The sequence below is a fragment of the Paraburkholderia sp. EG286B genome (assembly GCF_040965655.1).
In the GTDB taxonomy this organism is placed as follows: domain Bacteria; phylum Pseudomonadota; class Gammaproteobacteria; order Burkholderiales; family Burkholderiaceae; genus Paraburkholderia.
Genome location: NZ_JBFRCF010000003.1, coordinates 73293 through 92874, shown reverse-complemented (window position 1 = coordinate 92874; position 19582 = coordinate 73293). Strand labels below are relative to the sequence as shown.

Below are 19582 nucleotides of genomic sequence, written 5' to 3'. Positions count from 1 at the left end.
CATCCGCTCCCTGCCAACGTCTACGGCCTGGCGCGGGAAATCTTGAGCCTGCCGCTCCCGCACGACCGTGCCGGATCAGGACGTCACACGCCCTCGCGCACGCGGCCGGCGGCATGCTCGCGCAGCAGCACCGCGCAGGCCTGAGCGCTCACCGGCCTGCCGAACAGGTAGCCCTGCTGCCGTTCGCAGCGCAGCGAGCGCAGAAACGACGCCTGCTCGGGCGTTTCCACGCCTTCGGCGGTCACGCGCATGCCGAGCGAATGCGCCATCGCCACGACGGCCTGGGTGATCGCGACGGAATCGCGGTTGTCGGGCAGGCCCGCCACGAACGTGCGATCGACCTTCAGGTGATGCAGCGGAAAACGCTTCAGATACGCGAGCGACGAGTAGCCGGTGCCGAAGTCGTCCACCGAAATGCGCACGCCAATGGCGTTCAGCGCATGCAGGAGGGGCAGCACGCTCTGGCTGTCGCTCATGAGAATGCCTTCGGTGATCTCCACTTCGAGGGCATCGGGCGCGAGCCCCGTGCGCGCGAGGCACCCCTCCACCTGCTCGACCAGCCCGTCCGCGATCTGGCGCGGCGAGAAGTTGACCGCCATGACGAAGTTGGGCGCGAAGAGGCGCCGCCACTGCGCGGCCTGACGGCACGCGTGCTCGAGCACCCACTGGCCGATCGGGATGATCATGCCGGTGTCCTCGGCCACGGCGATGAACTCCACCGGCGAGACCTGGCCCAGCTCCTCGCTCTCCCAGCGCAGCAGCGCCTCCGCGCCGATCATGCGGCCGCTTTCGCCATCCACGATCGGCTGATAGACGAGACGCAGTTCGCCCGAAGCGAGCGCGCGGCGCAGCCCCCGCTCGATCTGGAAGCGGCGCTGCAGGCGCTGGCGCAGCTCGGTCGTGAAGAACTGGAACTGGTTGGTGCCGCGCTGCTTGGCCGCGTACATGGCCGAGTCGGCGTTGCGCATGAGCGCGGCGGCGCTGCGGCCATCGTCGGGATAGAGGCTGATGCCGATCGAGGCGCCCAGGTAGTACTCGTTGCCCGCCACCGCGAACGGCGCGGCAAGCGCGCCGAGCACGCGCTGCGCGAGCCCGACGAGTTCGTCCACGCTTTTGTAGCAGCACACCGCGATCACGAACTCGTCGCCACCCACGCGCGCGAGCGTGTCCGCCTCGCTCACGCAGCCGGTGAGGCGCCGCCCCACGTCGAGCAGCAGCGAGTCGCCAGCTTCGTGGCCGCCCGTGTCGTTGACCTTCTTGAAGCCGTCGAGATCGACGAAGAGCAGCGCCGGCTTCGCCGAACACGTGGCGCGCTCCAGCATCGCGTGCATGCGCTCGGCGAGGAAGGTGCGGTTGTACAGGCCCGTGAGCGCGTCGCGCGTGGCGAGGTAGCGCAATTGCTGCTGCGCCTCGCGCACGGGCCCGATATCCGTGAACGAGACCACCACGGAGATCGGCTCGCTTTCGCCGGGCCGGAAGATCGGCAGCACGTTCTCGCTCACCCAGACGATCTCGCCGTCCGCGAGTTCGAGGCCGACCGTCTCGCCGAGCACCGGCTTGCCCGTTTCGAGCGCCTTCATGCTCGGGCGCTTCGAGATGGGCAGGGGCTTGCCGCTTTCGTCGAGCACGCGCGGAATCACCTTCATGATGCTCAGGCCGATGGCGTCCTCGGGCAGGCGCAGGAGACGCCGCGCGCTGCGGTTGCAGGCGAGCACGGTGTCGTCGCGGGCCTGCATCACGATGCCTTCGTTGAGGTGATCCACCACGAGGCGATGGTGCTCTTCGCTGAGCGCGAGGCGCTCGGCCATGGTCTGCTGGTTGAGCATGGCCGCGACGCTGCGGGCGATGTCGCACAGCAGCGCCTCCTCGGCCGCGCTGGGCCGCCAGGGCCGGCTCTGGTACACGGCGAGCGCGCCCAGCACGCCGCCGCTGTCGTCGTCGAGGGGCGTGGTCCAGACCGCGCGCAGGCCGCTGTTGAGCGCGATGCGGCGGTACTCGCCCCACTCGTGCGCGAGTTCGTAGTCCTCCACGCATACCGTGCGCCGCTCGGCGATCGCCGTGCCGGACGGGCTCGTGCCGGAACCGACCGGCGTGCCGTCGAACGCGGCGTGATACTGCGCCGGCAAGGACGGCGCGCTGCCGATGCGCAGGCGCTGGCCGTCGGCATCGAGTTGCAGGACCGCGCAGTTCGCGCCCGCGCCCAGCAGCCGCCCGGCGCGGCCGCAGACCTCCGCCAGCAGTTCCGGCAGCGGCATGCTGCGCGACACCAGCCGCAATACGCTGCGCTCCTGGGCGAGCGCCGCGTCTGTTCCGCTCGCGGCGCCGCTGGTTGCCCCGTCCGATTCTCTCGACACCTCCGACTGACCGCCCCCTGATCCCGCTGCGCCGAACGCTCCCGCCGCTTGGGAATAGACCATACCTTCTTCCCCTCTTGTTGCCGCGGTGCGTGTGGTGCAGGTAGCGCCCGCGGCCGGCTCGATCTCTAGTGTGGTGCGCGGCAAACCGCCCGCCGTCAGGCGAGCGATTGCGCCGCCCCTGCGTTAACGGCAAGGGCGGCGCGATTCTTGAAGCGTTGGGAAGCCGGCGGCGAGCTGGTTAACAGGGAGCGGACGGGAAGGTGCGCCGGGTGGGCGGGGATGCGCGGCGCGTGGGTCGTCGCGAGGGTAAACGACTACGCGCGCCGGCACATAGCAAAAATCACCTCACGCCTGGCTCTTCTCGCTGCTTTCGCTGCTGCCGTCCTTGTGGAACACGCGCTTGGTCGCGCGCTTGGTGGCCTCGTAACCTTCGCGCGACGCATGCGCGATGCCGTGGCCCACCGTCTTCGCCGCGTGCGCGGTGGCGTGGCCGAAGTCGCGGGCGGCGTGGCCGGTTTTCGTGGCCGCTTCCTTCGAGTCGTGCTTGATGTTCTCCTTCACTTCGTGAAGGTCGGCGTGCGCCATCGTGCTGGCCATGCCCAGCACGAGCGCGGCAAGTATGAACCGTTTGGATTTCATCATCGGGCTCCCTTTTGTATTGTCATCGAATGACTGCGGACGCGTCGAGCATGACCGCCGCGCGTCCCGTAAGCAGCACGCGGCCCGCGCCGCGCACCGTAAAACCATAGAGTATCGTATTGCCGCTGCCGCTCACGCGCTCGGCTTCGATCGCGAGCGGCGCGGCGAGCGTGTCGAGGCGCTCGACATGCGCCACCACGCTGCGCACGCTCGCCAGAAAACCCACGCGCGGGCGCCCCGCGGCTGCGCCATCCAGTGCGCCGAGCAACGCGCCATGCACCGCCATGGCCTGCGCCGCGTACTCCACGCCGCACACCGCCGCGAGGCGGCCGCGCGAGCGCAGCGGGTTGCGCGGATCGCGATGGCTGGTCGCCACGCAGCGGATGCGCGTTTCGTCCCACGCCTGCACCGCGTCGAGCAGGCACATCGCGCCGCTGTGCGGGATGCGCGCCGCAATCCACGCGCGGTCGAGCGGCGCGCCCGGCGCGGTGTTCGCGATCACGTCCGCGAGCGTAGCCGGCAGGGTGGCTTGCGTCGTCATGCCCCCTCTCCAGAGGCGTCCAGGGGCGTGACGTCGATTTGCACGCGCAACTCCGGCATGTAGTCGATGACCACGCTCGCAGGCCGGCCGGATGTGTCCATGCACGCGAGCGCTTCGAGCAGCGGCAGCACGCGCGCGGCGGGATTGTTCGTGCGCAGCGCTTCGAGTTCGGGCGAGGCGAGCGGCGTCGCCAGCGCTTCGGTGAGCGTCATGTCCAGGCGCGCGAGCGTCGCCGCGCTCGCCTGCGGCGCGAGCACGAGCGCGACGCCGAATGCATCGGCCACGGGACGCAACGTGTGCAGCGGCTCGGGATAGTCGGCGTCGTAGGCGATCAGCAAGGTGGGTACGCCGTCCACGGCCACCTGGCACGCGCTTTCGAGCAGCCCCGCCGCGAAGCTGCCGTCGTGCGCGCACAGCACGTTCGATGCGGCCCGGTCGCGCGTCGCGATGCTCCAGTAGCCCGCGGGCGCGTTGTGCACCGAGTTGTGAAATCGCGTGGGCGAAAGCAGGCGGTCGTCGCCGGCCAGCGCGTCGCAGATTATGTGGCAGTTCTGACCATCTCCCCCCGAGGCCGCGAACACGGCGGCGAGCGTCGTCGCATCGCGGCCGCTCGCCGCGACGGCTTCGTGGCCCACGGCGAGCGCGGTCTTGACGACGGCCCCGGTGCGGCGGCGCTCTGCCGCCGGCAGCCCTTCCGGCGGCGGCAGCACCGTGCGTGCGCTCGCGTAGGGCGTGCGCGCGGCGAGCACGTCGGCCGTCTGCGGCCAGTTGGCGAGACCCGGGCCGATCACGCCGACGCTCTCGATGAATGCGGAAAGTCTCATGGCGGTCATCCGTGATGTGCGCGGTCCGCGCGGCCGAACAGGAGGCTGCAGTTCGTGCCGCCAAACCCGAATGAATTGCTCAGTGCGGCGCCGATTGGCGCCTCGCGGCTTTCCAGCACATAGTCGAGGCCGAGCGCGGCGTCGGGCTGCGTGGTGTTGACGCCGGCGGGCACGAAGCGATGGCGCAGCGCGAGCGCCGCGATCACGGCCTCGAGCGCGCCCGCCGCGCCGAGCGTATGCCCTGTCGCGCCCTTGGTCGAACTGCACGGCGTGCGCTCGAACAGCGCGTTGATCGCGCGGCTTTCGGCGACGTCGTTGCTCGGCGTGGCCGTGCCATGCAGATTGATGTAGCCGATTTCGCCGGCGGCCACGCCCGCGGTGGAAAGCGCCTGCGCCATCGCGGCGCGCGCGCCGAGCCCGTCGGGATGCGGCGACGACATGTGATGCGCGTCGCTCGATTCGCCCACGCCGAGCAGAAGGATCGCGTCGTCGTCCAGCCTGTCCGGCGTGCGCTCGAGGAAGGCGAACGCCGCGGCCTCGCCGATCGAAATGCCATTGCGGTTCACGTCGAACGGGCGGCACGGATCGCGCGACAGCAGTTCGAGCGAGTTGAAACCGTACAGCGTCGTCAGGCAGAGCGAATCGACGCCGCCCACTACGGCCGCGTCGATCAACCCCGCTTCGATCATGCGGCGCGCGGAGCCGAACACCTTCGCGCCCGAAGAGCAGGCCGAAGAAATCGACGTGGCCGGGCCGCGCAGGCCGAAGTACGCGCGCACGAACGAGGCCAACGCGAACGGGTTGTGCGTCTGCGCATAGTGAAAGCCAGGCTTGAGCGCGCCGCTTTCCAGGTCGCGTTGCCGGTAGGCGTTTTCGGTTTCGAGAATGCCCGAAGTGCTGGTGCCGACGAACACGCCCACCCGCTCGGCGCCATAGCGCGCGACGGCGGCCTCGATGTGTTCGGCGAAACCGTCCTGCGTGAAGCCGATCTGCGCGAGACGGTGGTTGCGGCACGCGTAGTCCGCGAGATCGGCGCGCAGCGTCTCGCTGTCGAGGCCCGCCACCTCGCCGATCCACGTATCGAGGTCCGCGCGCGCGAAGTCGCAGCGCGCGAGGCCCCCGCGCTTGCCGCGCAGCGCGTCGAGCGTCGCGTCGAGCCCGCGCCCGAGGCAGCTGGTAGCGGTGAAATGCGAAAGGATCAGTGGTTTCACGTCAGTCGTTCCGTTTGGCGCAGCGGTGGAATCAGGGTTGACCGGCTTCGCCGTCGAGGCACGCGCGCAGCGTGGTCCACTGCAGCTGGCGTTCGGCGGCGGCGCGCAGGAGCGGCGGCAGCACGTCGAGCACGAGCGGCTTGCCGCGCGCGTCGCGCGCCGCGTGCCCGTCGTGCACGAGCAGGATGTCACGCGCAGCGAGGCCATCGAGCAAACGGTGCGTGACCGTGCCGGCCTCTTTCGCGCAGGTGTCGAAGCCGCGCCGCGTCCAGCTCGCGAGGTGCAGGCCGAGACCGCACAGCACCGGCTCGAGGAACGGATTGCGCAGGCCCGCCGGTGCGCGGAAAAAGCGCGGCGGCGTACCCGCGATTTCGGTGAGCGTGCGCTGCGCCGCCGCGATCTCGCGCTTCATCACGAGCGGCCCCGAGAGCGAAAACGTATGCCGATGGCGCTGGCTATGGTTCTCGACGGCATGGCCGCGCGCCACGATCGCTTCGACCAGATGCGGGTAGCGGCGCGCCAGATCGCCGATGCAGAAGAACGTCGCGCGCGCATCGAAACGGTCGAGCAAGTCGAGCACGCGCGGCGTCACTTCGGGGTCCGGACCATCGTCGATGGTGAGCGCGATGCGCTGCGCCGCGTGTTCGGGCAGGCGCGTCCAGTTCGGGCCGAGCAGCGCGCTGCGCGGCCACAGACCCGCGGCGGTCAGCGCGAGATGCGAGGCAACCACGCTGCCCGCGGCCCACGGCCACGCGTGCGGCTGTGCGACCGCGGCGGCGGCGGCGCCCGCGTGCAACGCCGCCGCGCCGTAAATGTAGGGCGACGGCTTCCAGCGGCGCGCCGTGGCGGACGCGGGCGTCACATGCGTAGCGCGCAACGAAGCCGAGTTCATGCGCGGCCTCCGTGCGGGTGGGTCATCTGCGCGCGTTCGCTACGCGGGCGAGCAGGCCGCCGCTCGTCGCGGATATCGGCGCTCACGCGCGCCTCGGCGCCGCTGTGCACGAGCGGCGGCGCGAGAATCGCCGCGAACACGAGCGCGAGCATCGCGCCCGGCCCGACCGTCAGCCCGAACGTTTCGAGCAGCGGCACATGAGACAGCGAGAGCAGGCCGAAGCCCGCCACCGTCGCGAGATTGGCGACGAGCAGCGAGACGAGCGTGCGCGGCGTGATGCCCGCTGCGTCGTTGCGCTTGCAGAAGAACAACGCATAGTTCGAGCCCACCGCGACGATCAGCAGCATGCCGACCAGGTGCAGGATGGTGAGCGATACGCCCGCCAGCGCGAATCCCGCCGCCACGACCAGCACCGCCGCGACGAGCGGCGCGAGCGCCCTCGCCGCGCGCGAGAACGAGCGCAGCGAGAACACCAGCAGCACGACGATGACGACGAAACCCGCGAGCGAGAGGCGAATGTCTTCGTGCACGTAGTCCACGTACATGCGGTCGGCTTCGGCCTTCAGGTCGACGAAGAGTGCACCCGGCACGTCCGCGCGGGCGACGGCGTCGCTCACGGAACCGGCGTTGAGGCTCGGCGTATTCGCGGCCTGTGCGCTCTGTGCATTGCGCGGCGCGCGCAGGGCGAGCATGGCGCTCCATTGGCCGTCGCGCTGGGTCAGGAGCGCGTCGACGGCGAGCGCCATCGACGTGCCCTTGAGGTCCGCACGCGTGACGAGCGGCGCGTTACGCGCCGCCTCGACGTCGGCGAGGAAAGGCGTAAAGGCGTCGGGCCTCACGTCCACCGGCTGGTTCTTGATCGCCTCTTGCAGGCGCGCCGTGAGCACGTCCTTGCCGGGCAGGCTCGCGAGGCGCACACGCTGGGTGGCGTCGCTCGGCAGGTAGCGCGCGGGGCTCTCGAAGCCGCCGAGCACGCCACGCTCGACGAGCGGCTGCAACTGCGCGCCGACCTTCTCCGCGCCTTCGAGCGCGGCCTGCTCGCTCGCGGCCGGAATCACCACGAGATAGCGCACGTCGGGCGCGCCCACGTCCGCGCGCAGGCGCGTGTCGAGCGCCTGGCTCGCGGCGGGCACGGGGCTCAAGGAGGAAAGCTCGTGGCTCCAGAGGTCGTCGCGATGCAGCCAGAGGGACGCCAGCGCGGCGAGCACGAGCGCCGCGAGCGGCCAGCGCAGGCGCGGCGCGGCGTGAGCCAGACGCGCGAGCGCTGCGCCGATGCGCGACACATCGCGAATCGCGACTGCGCCACCGCACAGCTGCGGCAGCACGAAGCGCGTGACGAGCGCGGCGCTCGCGAGGCCCGCGATCGAATAGAGCCCGAGTTGCACGAGGCCGGGGAAGCCCGAGAACAGCATCGTCGCGAAGCCGCACACCGAGGTCAGCACGCCAAGGCGAATGGTCGGCCAGTAAGCGGCGAGCCAGGCCCGCATCGTCTCGCGGCCCTGCGGCGCACCGCGGGGACCGCCCTGCGACGACTGCACGAACAGGTAGATCGAGTAGTCCACCGCCTCGCCCATCAGCGTCGTGCCGAAGCCGAGCGTCAAGCCATGCACCGTGCCGAACACGAGCGAAACCGTGGCAATGCCCGCCGCTACGCCCGAGAACACCGGCAAGAGCCCGAGCCCCAGCGTGCGCGGCGAGCGGTACAGCGTGAGCAGCAGCGCGACGATCAGCACGAGGCTCAGCGTGGAGAGGCGTTCGACGTCGTGGCGAATGGCGTCGCGCGTGGCGACCCCGAACACGCCCGGCCCCGTCAGCGATACCTGGTAGGCCGAAGCATTGGGCAAGCTGCGCGTGGCGGCGGCAAAGGCGGCGCGCACGGCGTCGATGGCGTGCGACTGGGCGTCGGTGTCGGAGCCGGCGGCCGCCGTTTGCGCCACCAGCACGGCGCGCCGGCCGTCGCGCGAGGCCCACACGCCGCCGCGGCTCGCGGGCTGCGCCGCGCTGTCGAGCTGTCCGACCATCGCGGCCACTTCGCCCGTCGGGTCGCGCGGCAGCAGGTCCTTGGCAACGAGCCCCGCCGATGAGGTCAGCAGATCGAGGCTCTCGCCCAGCGCTTCGTGCAACCCCTGTTCCGAGAAGTGTTGCGGCGTGACCGCCGGACTCAGCACATAGCGGTGCGCGAACATGAACTGCTCGTCGCGCGCGTCGTTCTGGCCCGAGCCGTTGTGAATCGCCACGAATTGCGGGTCGGCGCGCAAGCTCGCCGCCACGCGGCGCGAAAGCTCCGCGCGCGTGCTCTCGTAGCCGCCGTCGATGCCGATCAGAATGAGCCGGGACGCCAGGCCGTCGCGCAGTTGATCGACGAGCACTTGCTGCGTGGGACTCGGCGAGCGCGGCAGAAACGCCGAGAGATCGGCGGTGAAATTCGCGCGGCCGATCGCCACCGCGCACGCGACGAGGCACAGCAGCCACACCGCGACGGCGCGGCGCTGCACGAGCGCGAAGCCGCGCGCAAGGACCGGATGGGCGCGCGGGTCCATCAGTTCGCGTCCGCGGAAAGGGCGTGCAGGCGCATCACCGAATGATCGCCGTCCGCCTGCTGGATCGCGACGCTGCGCATCGCGTCGCGCGTGCCGTCTATCGTGATGGTGTTCACCACCTTGCGCATGCGCGAGTCGAGCGGCGTGAGCGTGAGCGTCCAGTCGTCGCCCTCACCCGTGAGCGCGACCTTGTACACCTGCTCCAGCGCGAAGCGGTTGCCCGCGAGCGTCGCACGAATGCTCTCGATGAACGCGCCCAGCTCGGGATAGCGCGCGAGCGCCAGCGTGTATTTGTGGTTCTCGCGCTGCACGGTCAGCATGTCGCCGTCCACCACGAGGTGCTCGGGCTTGGGGTTCTGCGTGATCTTTTCCAGATGATCGGGCGCGACGAACACGAGTTCGCCCGACGACTCCACGGGCTGCGTGGCGATCGAGAGGTACTTCGTCTCGGTGAAGCTCGCGCGGCCGGACTTGTGCTGCGCGAGCGTGGACATCAGGCGGTCGAGCGTCCAGGCGGGCTGCGCGGTTTCGGCAGCCTGTGCCGGCACGCCAGGCGCGGCCGCCGTCATGGTGGCCGCGGCGATGAAAGCGGCGCTCGCCAGCGCGCGCAGGCAGCGGGCGCGCAAGGTTGCGCAACGGCGGTTCGCCCTCATGCGTCGGTCACCTCGTGCACGGGAAGCTCGGCATGGGGGCGCGTTTCGCGGCGGCGCACCGGGGCCGGGGCCGGCGCACGGGCCGCGGCGCTTGCCGCCGCCGTTGCCGATGCCGGTGTGCCAACCATCGCGCCCTGCCTGCCGCCCTGCCAGAAGTCGTAGTAGTTGAACCAGTTGTACGGCGCCTTGCGGCAATAGCGGTCGAGCAGCGCGACGTAGCGCACGAGCGCCGCGTCGATGGCGCGCTGGCGCGCCTCGCGCGGCACGTCGGTGAAGTCCGCCAGCGTTTCGAAGTGCACGTCGTAGCGATTGCCGCCGCGATACAGACCCGTCATGAAGAGCACCGGGCGCTTGAGCATCGCGGCCATGTAGAGCGGCCCGAGCGGGAACGCCGCCGGCTCGCCGAGAAACGCCATGCGCCGCATGGTGGCGGCGTCGTCGGCGAGCAGCGTGCGGTCCGCGAGCATGCCCACCATGCAGTTCTGGTCGAGACGCTCGTGCACCTTCAGCATCGAGCCGACCTGGCCGAGCCCGATCACTTCGGGCTTCGCCGCGGGATTCACGGCCGCGAGCGTCGCGTTGATCCTCTGCGCGTTCTCTTCGTACATCGTCACGACCACGCGCAGGTCGGGCCGCGTGCGGCCGAGCGCGCGCACGATCTCGAAGCTGCCGAGGTGCGCGCCCATCAGGAACACACCGCGCCCCTTGGCGAGCGTCTCGTCCACGAGCGTATGGCCGTGCGGGCGGATATCGAACATGTCGAAGCGCGCGTTCGCCAGATAGATGCGGTCGTGGATCGTCGAGGCGAACGTGAACACGTGGCGATAGATGTCGCGCCAGTGCGCCGGGCGGCCCAGCACGCGGCGCAGGTAGTCGCGCGAGGCCGCGCACGCGCGCGGCGAAAACAGCACGAAATACAGCGCGATCAAATGCAGCAGCGCGCGGCCCGCGCGGCGGCCGAGGCGCAGCGAGAGCCACGTCATGACGCGCAGGAGCAGCGTGTTGCTGCGCTCCTGCTGGTTCGCCCAGTCGGTGCGCTTCGTCATCGCTGCGCTCCGGTTTGCGCGCTCGCGCGCGTGAGCGGCTCAGCGCCGGGTGCAGCGGCGGGTTCGTCGCTGATGACGCCGCTCGCGACATCGCGCGCGCCCGCGCGCAGCGTGAAGCGGATCGCGCCGCTCGCCGCCGCGTCCCACGCGAGGTCGAGCGTTTCGCCGGGCGCGGCCGGGCTCAGGAATTTCGCGGTGCTGAGCGTGAACGTGTCGAACGGCCGGTTCAGCGCGTCGCCGATCGCGTCGATGGCGTGATCGAGCAGCACGACGCCGGGCACGATCGGGTGCCCCGGGAAGTGCCCAGGCAGCGCGGGATGATCGGCCGGAATCGTGAACGAAAGCGTGGACGCGGGTTTGGCCAAAGCGTCGCCCGTTTCCTGCGCGGCCGGCGCGAGGCCGCCGCGCAGCTGCTGCGCGACGAACGCCGCGAGCACGTCGTGCGGCAGCTTGCCGGTGCCGTTGCGCGGCAGGGCATCGACGAACAGGAGCGGACGCGGCAGAAACGCGCGATCGATGCGCTCGCGCAGCGCGCGCTGCAGATCGGCGAGCGCAAGCGTGGGCGCGACCACGAGCGCGACGAGGCGCTGCACGACGTCGTGGCCCGTGTGCACATCGTGCTCGAGGTGGGCGGGCATGAAGAACACGCCGTCCACCACGCCCGGAATCGCGTTGAGCTGATGGTTGAGGTAGGCGAGCGAGGTCCGCTTGCCCGCGATGTTGACGAGGTCCGCCTTGCGCCCGTGCAACAGGAAACGCTGCGCGTCGAGCAGCTCGATGGCGTCGCCCATGGGCACCGGTTCTTCCACGTGGCCGCCCGAGACCCACATCGTCGGGCCTTCGTCGTCCTCAGCCGCGCTTGCGCGCGCTTCGAAGCGAACCTTCGGGAACAGTTGCCACGTTGCGCCCTTCGCGGTGCGGCGCGTCGCGATCTGGCCGGTTTCGGTGCTGCCGTAGATTTCCACGAGCGGCGCCTTCAGGCGGGCTTCCGCTTCGAGCGCGAGCTTTTCCGAAAGCGGCGCGGTGGCGGAGAGCACCAGCTCGGCTGGCGGCAGCGCATGATCGGTGGCGAGCAGCGCGCGCAGATGGATCGGCGAGGTCACGAGCACGCGCGGGTGCGGCACCGCTTCGAGTTCGTCGCGGATATCGACGGGATAGAACGGCAGCCGGTTGCTGAACGCGAAGCCGCCGATCAGCGGCAGCAGCACGGTCACTTCGAAGCCGTACATGTGCTGCGGCGGCACCGTGCCGACGATCGTGCAGTCGGGCGCGGCGAGCAGGCCGTGCCGCTCGGCCGACGCGCGCACGCCCGCCACCAGCACGCCCCAGGTCTTGGCATGCGGCACCGGCGCGCCGGTGGACCCCGACGTGAACACGTAGGCCGCGACGCGCGAGGCGTCGATCTGCGGGACGACGAACGGCACGTGCGCATCGGCTTCCTGCCGGGCTTCGGGATACGCGAAACGCGGCAGGTCGATCGCGCAATCGGGCGCGTCGTGCAGGCAGAACGCGTCGGGGGCGAACGAGGCGAGCTGGCGCACCGTCTCCGGCGTCTGCGTGGAGGGCAGCAGGCTGATGCGCCCGGACACGAGCGCCGCGCACAGGCCCACGGTGAAACGGTAGCGGTCGCGGCAAACGTTGAACACGTGGCCGCCCGCCGGCAGCGCCGCGGCCACACGCGTGACATCGGCGAGGAACGCGCGCACCGTGACGGGCGCGCCGTCGCGCCAGGCCATGACCTGGTCGGGCGACGTATGAAAAACGAGCGGATGAGTCTGCATAACTTCAGTCAATACGGATTCCTGCGTTGTTTCCTGCTTTGACTCAGGCTGGCGAGCGGCATCCATGATCAGGAATGCTCCGCGTGCGCCTGGGTCGTCTGCCGGTATGCGCGAATCGCGTCGAGCATGCCGGCATTCGGCTCGCCCGGCAGCACGAAACGCCTGCATGCGTGCTCGGCGACGAACATCACCGCCACGAGCGGCAACGCCAGATAGTTGGCGAACGTCGACCACGCGACGATCGGTGCAACCGCGAACATCAGCGTCGAAACGCCGGCAATCGCGACGAAAAAGAGCGTCCACGCGAGCGTGATCTGGCGCGTATAGCGCGCGACGGCCGGGGGTAGCGCGCCGCCGTGGATCATCGACGCGAACTGCGTGCAAAGCGGCACGCGCCCCGCCGCGAGCGTGCGCCCGAACAGCAGCGCCATCGCGAGGTTGAAGCTCACATGCTCCAGATACAGTCCCCATTCAAAGTGCAAAGCAAGCGGCGTGCGCATGAACCACAGCGCGAGCACCACGAGCGTCCACAGCGGCAGCAGCCACGCCCGGCGCGACGAGCGCGCGGCGGCGGCCAGTGCGATCGCGAGCGGGGGCACGAGCGCCATGGCCAGGCCGAAACCGTGCGCGCCCGGCGTCGCCACCGCGTAATGCGCGCCGATTTGCCAGGCGGCCACGGCCGCCACGCCCAGCGCCGCGCGCGCCGCTGCAGCCAGCGCGCTCATCGCCTGACTCCGCGCACGCTCACGCCGGGGCGCCGTGAGCACGGCGCCGGCGGGCGGTTGGCCCCGGTGCGACCCGGGGCGGTCTGGCTGAGCGAAGAAGGCATCTGGCAAATATCGCAAATACAGTCGTAAGTGAATCGTAGGGTTCGGCAAGCGCCACGAAACATCATAAGAAACGCAAGTATCGGGCCGGTTTCTTGCAAGCTCGCTCGGGCACGCACATTTTAAGATTGGCGGGACCCGATCACCTGTCCTGCCAGACGCCGGTTTGTAACTGAATGTTCGGAATCGCGCCAGGCAGGGCTTTTGTCCGATCGAGACAGGCCCGAAGCCGTGCAAGCGTCTCGCGCGTTCCGATCCCAAAAATGCGCGCCGCCTGGCACCGACCCTCTGTAACCCTTTCGCCTGGGAGCACGGTATACGCACCGATACCCTTCACTTAGAATCCTGGTAACTTTTACATCAAACGAACCCTAAAAACGGGTGGCCGGCGCTTTCGGCCCGCACGCCCGGAGAGCCCACGCATGATGAACGCACTGGAACAAGAGCTCGCCACGCAGATCGTGAAAGAGCTGAATCTCGAAGATGTCTCGCTCGACGAAGTGAGTGCCGACACTCCGCTCTACGGCGAAGGCTTCGGGCTCGACTCGATCGACATTCTGGAAATTGCGCTGCTGATCTCGAAGAAGTACGGCTTCGAGCTGCGCTCGGACAATCCGGAAAACGAAAAGATCTTCGCGACGCTCGGCTCGCTGGCCGCCTATGTCGCGGCGCACCGCGTGCGCTGACGTGCGCGGCGCACGGTGCCATGACTGCCGGCGCCGGCCAGCACCTGGCCAGGATTGAGGGAGGAACACCCATGCGTGCACTCGTGACAGGCGGCAGCGGCGCACTCGGGCAGGCCATCAGCGTGGCGCTCGCGCAGGCGGGCCACGAGGTCTGGGTGCACGCGAACCGGCGTCTGGCCGAAGCCGAGGCCGTCGCGCAGCGCATCGCCGCGGCGGGCGGCAGCGCACACGCCATCGCCTTCGACGTGACCGACGCCGACGCGGCCGAAGCCGCCCTCGCGCGGCTCGTGGAAGACGCGCCCGTGCAGATCCTGGTGAACAACGCGGGCATTCACGACGACGCGCCGCTAGTCGGCATGCGGCGGGAGCAATGGCGCCGCGTGATCGACGTCTCGCTCAACGGCTTTTTCAACGTGACGCAGCCGCTGCTCATGCCGATGATCCGCACGCGCCACGGGCGCATCGTCAACATCGCCTCGCTCGCGGGTGTGATGGGCAATCGCGGCCAGGCGAACTACGCGGCCGCGAAGGCCGGGCTGATCGGCGCGACGAAATCGCTCTCGCTGGAGCTGGCCTCGCGCGGCATCACGGTGAACGCCGTGGCGCCCGGCATCATCGCTTCGCCGATGGCGGAGCACGCGTTTCCCGCCGAGCGCATCAAGCAGCTCGTGCCCGCACAGCGCGCCGGCCAGCCGGCGGAAGTCGCGGGCATGGTGGCATACCTGGTGTCCGATGCGGCCGCCTATGTGACAGGGCAAGTGCTCTCGATCAACGGCGGCCTGGCCTGAACACGCGGCGCGTTTTCCGCTGCTGCATCCTCTGAGGAAATACGAGTGTCTGTGCAACCCTTCGACGCAAAGCGGCAGTCGCGCTCCGCGCCCGGCACCAGCACGGGCGCGAGCGCCGAAGCATCCGGATACGACGTCCCCGCGCACGATGCGCCGGACGTCCGCCCAGGCGGTTATGCGCGCGCAGCGGCGCGACCTAGAATTTTTTCAGGGTCTCACGCTGTCGAAGCCCCCGCTGCCATGGCCACGCCTTCGTCCACGCATCTCGTCCTGATCCCGAGCTACAACCCGGGCGCCAAGCTCGACGAGACCGTGCGCGGCGCACGCGCGCAATGGAACCCCGTGTGGGTCGTGGTGGACGGCAGCACGGACGGCAGCGCCGCGCGCTTGCAGGCCATGGCCAACGACGACCCCGGCCTGCACGTCATCGTGCTGCCCGACAACCGGGGCAAGGGCGGCGCGGTGCTCGCGGGGCTCGAAGCCGCCGCGGCGCGCGGATTCACCCACGTGCTGACGATGGACTCCGACGGCCAGCACCCCGCCGCGCTGATTCCCGAATTCATGGCCGCCTCGCAGGCCGCGCCCGAAGCCATGGTGCTGGGCCTGCCGAAGTTCGACGCGAGCGCGCCGCAATTGCGCGTGCAGGGACGGCGCCTGTCGAACTTCTTCGCCGACTTCGAGACGCTGTGGGCCGGCATCGGCGATTCGCTGTACGGCTTTCGCGTGTACCCGATCGCGCCGCTCAAGGCGATCATGCACCGCCAGACGTGGATGCGCCGCTTCGACTTCGATCCCGAAGCGGCCGTGCGCCTGTGCTGGGCCGGCGTGCGGCCCATCCAGATCGAAGCGCCGGTGCGTTACTTCGGCGCCGATGAAGGCGGGGTCTCGCATTTCAACTACGTGCGCGACAACCTGCTGCTCGCGGGCATGCATCTGCGGCTCGTGAGCGGGTTCGCGCTGCGCCTGCCGCGCTTGCTCGGCAGGCGCCTGTTGCCCTGATCGCTGGTTGGCTTGTTACGCCGTGGCGCGCTGCGCAGCAGGCGTGCGGTAGTCGGCCAGCAAGCGCTCCTGTTTTTTGCCGGCCGCCGCGAGATTGCGCGCCTTGACGTGGCCGAAGCCGCGAATCTCGTCGGGCAGCGCCGCCAGCTGCAGCGCGACCGGCAGGCGCTGCGCGTCGAGGCTCGCGCAGAATTCGTCCACGAGCGCCACGTATTGCGCAATCGAGCGGCGTTCGTCGCGACGCTCTTCGGTCTTGCCGAACACGTCGAACGCGGTGCCGCGCAGCCCCTTCATGCGGGCCAGCGTGCGCAACACCGGCAGCACCCACGGACCGAAACGGCGCTTCACGAGATGACCGTGCTCGTCGCGCTTCGCGAGCAGCGGCGGCGCGAGCCAGAAGTTCAGCTTGTAGTCGCGTCCCGGCTCGCCTTCGAACTGCTCGCGCAGCTTCTGCAGATACGCAGGATCGGCATACAGACGCGCGACCTCGTACTCGTCCTTGTAGGCCATCAGCTTCGCGAGATTCACGGCGACGGCGCGCGTGAGCGGCAGCTTCGCGTCGCCGCCAAGCGCCGTCTCTTTCACGCGAATGTGCTCGACCACGCGGCGATATTGCTGCGCATAGGCGGCGTTCTGATACGCGGTGAGCAACGCTTCGCGCGCGGCAATCACTTTGTCGAGCGATTCGGGCATGCGCAGAACGATGGCCTGCGGTTCTGCCGGCGTTTTGGTGAGCGCGCGCACGACCGCTTCGCCATGATGCGCGACGTAGCGCCCCCAGTTGAACGCCTGCTGGTTCTTCTCCACGGCCACGGCGTTGAGTTCGATCGCGCGGCGCAGATGCGCGAGTTCGAGCGGCAGCCAGCCCTTTTGCCACGCATAGCCCAGCAGCAGCGGATTGCTGTAGATCGTGTCGCCGAGCAAGGCCAGCGCGAGAGCATTGGCGTCCACGAACGCACAGCCCTCGCCGATGCTCGCGCGCAGTTCCGTCTCGGTTTGCGCGCCCGGGAACGTCCACTTCGGATTCTTGACGAATTCCGCAGTCGGCGTCGCGCCGCTGTTGATCGCCGCGACCGTCACGCCATGCTGGGTGCGCGAGAGCACGTCGCCCGAAGCGGAGACGATCGCATCGCAGCCGATCACGAGGCGCGCCTCGCCCGTGGCGATGCGCGTGGCGTGCAAGGCGGCGGGCGTCGCCGCCACCTGCACGTGGCTCAGCACGGCGCCGCCCTTTTGCGCGAGCCCGGCCATGTCGAGCACGGTCACGCCCTTGCCCGCAAGATGCGCGGCCATGCCGATCAGGCCGCCGATGGTCACGACACCCGTGCCGCCCACGCCCGTCACGAGAATGCCGTAAGGCTTCGCCAGTTGCGGAAGCACGGGCATGGGCAACGCGTCGAAATCGATCGAGGCGGCGCTGGACACATTTGCCGCGCGCGGCTTGCGCAACTGCGCGCCCTCGGCCGTCACGAAGCTCGGGCAAAAGCCCTTCACGCACGAAAAGTCCTTGTTGCACGACGACTGGTTGATCTTGCGCTTCGTGCCGAGCGGCGTATCGAGCGGCTCGACGGACAGGCAATTCGATTGCACCGAGCAGTCGCCGCAGCCCTCGCACACGGCGTCGTTGATGAACGCGCGGCGCGCCGGGTCGGGATAGGCGCCGCGCTTGCGGCGACGGCGCTTTTCGGTGGCGCAGGTCTGGTCGTAGATCAGCACGGTGGTGCCGGCGATTTCGCGCAAGGTGCGCTGCACGCTATCGAGCTGGTCGCGATGGTGAACGTCCACGCCTGGCGGCAATACGATCTTCGCGGCGTATTTCTGCGGCTCGTCCGTGACGATGACGATGCGCTTCGCCCCTTCGGCATGCACCTGGTGCGCGATCTGCGGCACGGTGAGCACGCCGTCCACGGGCTGGCCGCCCGTCATCGCCACCGCGTCGTTGTAGAGAATCTTGTAGGTGATGTTGGCGTTCGATGCGATGGCCGCGCGAATCGCCAGCAGTCCTGAGTGAAAGTAGGTGCCGTCGCCGAGATTGACGAACACGTGCTTGTCGCCCGAGAAGTGCATCTGGCCGAGCCACGCCACGCCCTCGCCGCCCATCTGGCTGAACGTTTCGGTCTTGCGGTCCATCCACATCGACATGTAGTGGCAGCCGATCCCCGCCAGCGCACGCGAGCCTTCGGGCACATTCGTCGAGGTGTTGTGCGGACAGCCCGAGCAGAACCACGGCTTGCGCTCCACCGTCACGCGCGGCCTGGCCGCCTCGCGCTCCTTCGCCTCGATGATCGCCACGCGCGCGAGCATGCGCGCACGCACCTCCTCGGGCACGTCGGCGCGCGCGAGACGCCGCGCGATGGCCTTGGCGATCAGCGCGGGCGAGAGTTCATAGTGCGCGGGCAGCAGCCAGTTGCCGCGCGGCACCGACCATTCGCCGCCTTCGTTGTCGCGCTCGTCGAATTTGCCGTAGATCTTGGGGCGTACGTCTTCGCGCCAGTTGTAGAGTTCTTCCTTGAGCGCGTATTCGAGAATCTGGCGCTTTTCTTCCACCACGAGAATTTCTTCGAGCCCGGTGGCGAAGCCGCGCGCGTCCTGCGCGTCGAGCGGCCACACACAGCCCACCTTGAGCACGCGCACGCCGATCTGCGCGCAGGTCTCGTCGTCGAGGCCGAGGTCGGTGAGCGCCTGGCGCACGTCGAGATACGCCTTGCCCGCGGTCATGATGCCAAAGCGGGCGCGCGGCGAATCGATCACCACGCGGTTCAGCCGGTTCGCGCGCACATAGGCGAGCGCGGCGTACCACTTCTCGTCGAGCAGACGCGCTTCCTGGGCGAGGGGCGTATCGGGCCAGCGGATATTGAGGCCGCCTTCGGGCATGGTGTAGTCGGCGGGCGTGACGGTTGCCACGCGATCCGGGTCGAGGTCGATCGACGCCGTCGACTCGATCACGTCGGTCACGCACTTCATGGCGACCCACAGGCCCGAGTAGCGGCTCATGGCCCACCCGTGCAGACCGTAGTCGAGATATTCCTGCACGTTCGCGGGATAGAGCACGGGAATGCCCGCCGCGATGAGCGCGTGCTCGGACTGGTGCGCGACCGACGACGACTTCGCCGCGTGGTCGTCGCCCGCGAGCACGAGCACGCCGCCGCGCGCGTCGCTGCCGGCGGAGTTGGCGTGCTTGAACACGTCGCCGGTGCGGTCGACGCCGGGGCCCTTGCCGTACCACATGCCGAACACGCCGTCGCGCTGCGCGCCCGGCCAGAGATTGATCTGCTGCGTGCCCCACACGGCGGTGGCGGCGAGGTCTTCGTTCACGCCGGGCTGGAACACGACGTCGTGGGCCTGGAGATGCTTTTTCGCCTTCCAGAGCGACTGGTCGAGCGCGCCGAGCGGCGAGCCGCGATAGCCGGAGACGAAGCCCGCGGTATTCAGGCCGGCCTTGCGGTCGCGCGCCTTTTGCAGCATGGGCAGGCGCACCAGCGCCTGGGTGCCGCTGATGTACACGCGGCCTTTCTCCAGCGTGTATTTGTCGTCGAGCGAAACGGATGCGGCTAGCGATGCGGCGTCTACGGCGGCACGGTCTGGGGCGTTCATGGCGGGGCTGTCTCCGGAATCGGTACTTCATCGGTACGTTTTCCGGGCGAGTATAGGAAGCCGATATGCCATCGTAAAATCACAAATTGGGAACACTGGTATGCGAAAAACGGATGGCTATGCGCGTAGAAAACCGTGGATTGGGGGGCGCTTGCTCAAGCGCTTCGGCCATTTGCCGTTAACACACGGGACCAGCAACCACTC

14 protein-coding genes and 1 pseudogene are annotated in these 19582 nt (G+C 69.3%); 3 read left to right on the top strand and 12 right to left on the bottom strand.

All coding sequences use genetic code 11. From position 1 onward, the window contains the following. Positions 1-83: 83 nt before the first annotated feature. The 11 genes and pseudogenes from AB4Y42_RS06595 to AB4Y42_RS06545 form a co-directional block, all read right to left on the bottom strand. Positions 84-2417, bottom strand: a complete 2334-nt coding sequence (locus AB4Y42_RS06595) for a putative bifunctional diguanylate cyclase/phosphodiesterase (protein ID WP_368693713.1) — start codon at positions 2415-2417, stop codon at positions 84-86. A 285-nt stretch (positions 2418-2702) separates the two neighbouring features. After that, positions 2703-2996 (bottom strand): hypothetical protein, encoded by a 294-nt coding sequence (locus tag AB4Y42_RS06590; protein ID WP_368691813.1) that lies wholly within the window; start codon positions 2994-2996, stop codon positions 2703-2705. 22 nt (positions 2997-3018) lie between these two features. Beyond that, positions 3019-3537 carry a hotdog family protein gene (locus AB4Y42_RS06585; protein WP_368691747.1) on the bottom strand — a complete coding sequence of 173 codons (519 nt, stop codon included), beginning with the start codon at positions 3535-3537 and terminating at the stop codon, positions 3019-3021. After that, positions 3534-4361, bottom strand: a complete 828-nt coding sequence (locus AB4Y42_RS06580; RefSeq protein WP_368693712.1) for a beta-ketoacyl synthase chain length factor — start codon at positions 4359-4361, stop codon at positions 3534-3536. The genes AB4Y42_RS06585 and AB4Y42_RS06580 overlap by 4 nt, the downstream gene beginning before the upstream one ends. 5 nt (positions 4362-4366) lie before the next feature. After that, the gene (locus tag AB4Y42_RS06575) at positions 4367-5572 is read right to left on the bottom strand and encodes a beta-ketoacyl-[acyl-carrier-protein] synthase family protein (protein ID WP_368693711.1); all 1206 of its coding nucleotides are present in this window, start codon (positions 5570-5572) and stop codon (positions 4367-4369) included. A 31-nt stretch (positions 5573-5603) separates the two neighbouring features. Further along, positions 5604-6464, bottom strand: a complete 861-nt coding sequence (locus tag AB4Y42_RS06570) for a polysaccharide deacetylase family protein (protein WP_368693710.1) — start codon at positions 6462-6464, stop codon at positions 5604-5606. Further along, the gene (locus AB4Y42_RS06565; protein WP_368693709.1) at positions 6461-9004 is read right to left on the bottom strand and encodes an MMPL family transporter; all 2544 of its coding nucleotides are present in this window, start codon (positions 9002-9004) and stop codon (positions 6461-6463) included. Before AB4Y42_RS06565 ends, AB4Y42_RS06570 begins: the two co-directional genes overlap by 4 nt. Then, on the bottom strand, positions 9004-9573 hold the full coding sequence (locus tag AB4Y42_RS06560) for an outer membrane lipoprotein carrier protein LolA (protein ID WP_368693982.1): 570 nt from the start codon (positions 9571-9573) through the stop codon (positions 9004-9006). Before AB4Y42_RS06560 ends, AB4Y42_RS06565 begins: the two co-directional genes overlap by 1 nt. Before the next feature lie 224 nt (positions 9574-9797). Then, a pseudogene (locus tag AB4Y42_RS06555) lies at positions 9798-10703 on the bottom strand (acyl-CoA synthetase); the annotation flags it as partial. Then, positions 10700-12484, bottom strand: coding sequence for an AMP-binding protein (locus AB4Y42_RS06550; protein ID WP_368693981.1), 1785 nt, complete (start codon positions 12482-12484; stop codon positions 10700-10702). The gene AB4Y42_RS06550 and the pseudogene AB4Y42_RS06555, both read right to left, overlap by 4 nt. 68 nt (positions 12485-12552) lie before the next feature. Then, positions 12553-13209: a hypothetical protein gene (locus AB4Y42_RS06545; RefSeq protein ID WP_368693708.1), complete on the bottom strand. Its 657-nt coding sequence runs from the start codon at positions 13207-13209 to the stop codon at positions 12553-12555. 527 nt (positions 13210-13736) lie between these two features. On the opposite strand from AB4Y42_RS06545, the gene AB4Y42_RS06540 reads away from it, so the two are divergent. From AB4Y42_RS06540 to AB4Y42_RS06530, 3 genes are all read left to right on the top strand, one after another. Continuing rightward, positions 13737-13997: a phosphopantetheine-binding protein gene (locus tag AB4Y42_RS06540; protein WP_133186676.1), complete on the top strand. Its 261-nt coding sequence runs from the start codon at positions 13737-13739 to the stop codon at positions 13995-13997. 71 nt (positions 13998-14068) lie between these two features. Continuing rightward, positions 14069-14785, top strand: coding sequence for a 3-oxoacyl-ACP reductase FabG (gene fabG, locus AB4Y42_RS06535; protein ID WP_368691753.1), 717 nt, complete (start codon positions 14069-14071; stop codon positions 14783-14785). Between the two features lie 240 nt (positions 14786-15025). Beyond that, positions 15026-15784 carry a glycosyltransferase family 2 protein gene (locus tag AB4Y42_RS06530; protein WP_368691754.1) on the top strand — a complete coding sequence of 253 codons (759 nt, stop codon included), beginning with the start codon at positions 15026-15028 and terminating at the stop codon, positions 15782-15784. 15 nt (positions 15785-15799) lie between these two features. Here the strand turns inward: AB4Y42_RS06530 and AB4Y42_RS06525 are convergent, their stop codons facing one another. Beyond that, complete coding sequence (locus AB4Y42_RS06525; protein ID WP_368693707.1) at positions 15800-19378, bottom strand: indolepyruvate ferredoxin oxidoreductase family protein; 3579 nt, start codon at positions 19376-19378, stop codon at positions 15800-15802. Positions 19379-19582 lie beyond the last annotated feature (204 nt).

Coding starts and splice junctions, on each gene's coding strand:
- AB4Y42_RS06595 (WP_368693713.1), bottom strand. CDS start 2,417: ATGGTCTATTCCCAAGCGGCGGGAGCGTTCGGCGCAGCGGGATCAGGG.
- AB4Y42_RS06590 (WP_368691813.1), bottom strand. CDS start 2,996: ATGAAATCCAAACGGTTCATACTTGCCGCGCTCGTGCTGGGCATGGCC.
- AB4Y42_RS06585 (WP_368691747.1), bottom strand. CDS start 3,537: ATGACGACGCAAGCCACCCTGCCGGCTACGCTCGCGGACGTGATCGCG.
- AB4Y42_RS06580 (WP_368693712.1), bottom strand. CDS start 4,361: ATGAGACTTTCCGCATTCATCGAGAGCGTCGGCGTGATCGGCCCGGGT.
- AB4Y42_RS06570 (WP_368693710.1), bottom strand. CDS start 6,464: ATGAACTCGGCTTCGTTGCGCGCTACGCATGTGACGCCCGCGTCCGCC.
- AB4Y42_RS06565 (WP_368693709.1), bottom strand. CDS start 9,004: ATGGACCCGCGCGCCCATCCGGTCCTTGCGCGCGGCTTCGCGCTCGTG.
- AB4Y42_RS06560 (WP_368693982.1), bottom strand. CDS start 9,573: ATGACGGCGGCCGCGCCTGGCGTGCCGGCACAGGCTGCCGAAACCGCG.
- AB4Y42_RS06550 (WP_368693981.1), bottom strand. CDS start 12,484: ATGCAGACTCATCCGCTCGTTTTTCATACGTCGCCCGACCAGGTCATG.
- AB4Y42_RS06545 (WP_368693708.1), bottom strand. CDS start 13,209: ATGAGCGCGCTGGCTGCAGCGGCGCGCGCGGCGCTGGGCGTGGCGGCC.
- AB4Y42_RS06540 (WP_133186676.1), top strand. CDS start 13,737: ATGAACGCACTGGAACAAGAGCTCGCCACGCAGATCGTGAAAGAGCTG.
- fabG (WP_368691753.1), top strand. CDS start 14,069: ATGCGTGCACTCGTGACAGGCGGCAGCGGCGCACTCGGGCAGGCCATC.
- AB4Y42_RS06530 (WP_368691754.1), top strand. CDS start 15,026: ATGGCCACGCCTTCGTCCACGCATCTCGTCCTGATCCCGAGCTACAAC.
- AB4Y42_RS06525 (WP_368693707.1), bottom strand. CDS start 19,378: ATGAACGCCCCAGACCGTGCCGCCGTAGACGCCGCATCGCTAGCCGCA.